Source organism: bacterium, from assembly GCA_019912885.1.
In the GTDB taxonomy this organism is placed as follows: Bacteria; Lernaellota; Lernaellaia; order JACKCT01; family JACKCT01; genus JAIOHV01.
This window is the reverse complement of the sequence record JAIOHV010000060.1, coordinates 1-2,158: the sequence shown is the minus strand read 5'-3', so window position 1 is coordinate 2,158 and position 2,158 is coordinate 1. Positions and strand designations below refer to the sequence as shown.

General features: G+C 66.5%; 2 protein-coding genes. One reads left to right on the top strand and one right to left on the bottom strand.

The features are described 5' to 3' along the window. Nucleotides 1-910 (bottom strand): glycosyltransferase family 39 protein (locus K8I61_05205; protein ID MBZ0271411.1); only part of this gene is annotated, 910 nt, incomplete at its 3' end. A 373-nt stretch (nt 911-1,283) separates the two neighbouring features. Between K8I61_05205 and K8I61_05200 the strand changes: the two genes are divergently transcribed. After that, nucleotides 1,284-2,158: AAA family ATPase (locus K8I61_05200; GenBank protein MBZ0271410.1), on the top strand; the 875-nt coding region annotated here is incomplete at its 3' end.

Below are 2,158 nucleotides of genomic sequence, written 5' to 3'. Positions count from 1 at the left end.
CCAGGAGGTGCAACGCACCGAGGGTGGTCGCCATCGGCTCCGGGCCGGCCATCGGCGATCCATAGCCCCATTCGTCGTGAAGAAGGTCGCGCACGGGCACGAAATGGCGCCGGAAGTCGTAGTCGCCGCCGAGCAGGTTTTCGTCGGCGCGGACAAGGCCCTTCTCGAAAAGCGCCGGCGCCCAGAACGCCGCGCCCATCGCGACGCCGAGCGCAAGCGCGGTCAAGGTTCGGCGGCGCGCGGTGCGGCCGTCGCCGGCGACGAGACCGGCCAGGAAGATGACCGGCACGCCCAGCAGCGCGGCGATGTTGTGCGCGTAAAGCAGCAAGGCCGTCGCCGCGCCCGCGCGCGTGGCGTCGTGCGTCTGCCCGGTGCGGGCCGCGCGGATGGTGAAGGCGAGCGCGAGCGCCAAAAGCGCCATCCCCCAAAGCTCCGCGAGCGCGCCGCGCACGTAGAGATCGAGAAGGAAATACGGCGACAGCAGCAAAAGCGCCGCTCCGGCGACGCCCGACGCGGTGTCCCACAATTCGCGCGCCAGGCGATTGGCGGCGATGGCCGCCACGATGACGCCGAGGAAATACGAGCCCTTGATCGCGCCGAGCGCGGAGACGCCCAGAAGCGAGAACAACTCGCCGATCAGGTACGCCAGCGGCGCGTAGAAATTGAAGATGGGCGAGCCGCGCCCGAAGTAGAAATCCGCGGCCCAGCGCGGATAGACCTGCCCTTCCTCGTAGGCGGCGTCCATCGCCATCTGGCGGATGAGGTCGATGTGCGTCGAATGGCCGTAATGCAGGACGGGGAAAAGGACATCCCACGCCACGAAAGCGCCGAGCAGGGTCGCGCCCGCCGCGCCAAGCAGCGCCGGCCGGACCGCTTTGCCGCCCGCGATCGAGAATGTCATGTCGGCCATCGATGCATCGTCGCCGGGGCGGCGTTTGTGTCAAGCGCGGCGGAGGCGGATGTCGAATGGGGCGGGGCCGACCGCGCACTCCGCTTCGCTGCGTTTGCGGCCCTGACATCACAAGCCCTGACGGCGCAAGGCTGTGGCGGGGCGGGGGCGACCGCGCACTCCGTCCCGCTCGGAGCGGGACTGCGTTTGCGGCACTGACATCGCCGTTTGCGGCACTGACATCACAGGCCCTGACATCGCGCGATTCGTCCGCGCCGTCACCGCGGATCCGCAAACCCCGATCGTCGCTTGACTTGCCCCGGCATCCTTCTTACCGTCATCCGTCCCGCGCGCGGGGCGCGGTTTTTTTTGGTCTTTTCGAGGCGGATTTTTCATGTACGCGGAGTATTTCGGGCTCAAAAAACTCCCTTTTTCGATCACGCCCGACCCCAATTTTGTCTACATGTCGTCGAGCCATCGGATGGCGATGGCGCAGCTTCTTTACGGCGTCCAGGAGCGCAAGCCGCTGATGGTCGTGACGGGCGAAGTGGGAAGCGGCAAGACGACGATGATCTTCACGCTCCTGTCCCAGATCGATAAGGACGCGGCGGTTTCGATCGTCTTCGACACGCAGGTGGACCCGCACAGCCTGTACCGCTACATGTTCGCGGATTTCAAGATCTCCGAGAGGCCGGCCGACCGCGCCGAGGCGACGATCATCCTGCGGGAGCATCTGAACGAGCGCATGCGCCGCAACCTGCGGACGATCCTGATCCTGGACGAGGCGCACAACCTGTCGCACGAGATCCTGAACGAGGTCGTCTTCCTGACGAATATGGAGACGCGGCAGAGCAAGCTGTTGCAGATCATCCTGGTGGGGCAGCCGGAGCTGAACGGCATCCTCGGCACGCAGGAGTTCCGGCAGCTTCGCCAGCGCATCAGCCTTCGCACCGAGATCAAGGCGCTGTCTTACGAGGACACGCGCAACTACATCGTTCACCGCCTTCGCGAGGCGGGCTCGCCGAGACCGGAGGCGACGTTTTCCGACGAGGCCCTGGCGCAGGTTTTCCGCACGACCATCGGCCTGCCGCGTCTGATCAACACGCTTTGCGACAACGCCATGCTGACGACGTGCGCGCGGCAGCTCAAGACGGTCGAGGCGGACGTCATCAAGGAAACCGCCAGGGACATGGAGATTCCCTCCGTGCCCAAGCCCGCGCCCGTGGAACATACGCCCGCGCCCGGGGCGCCGGCGCACGCGACGGCGCC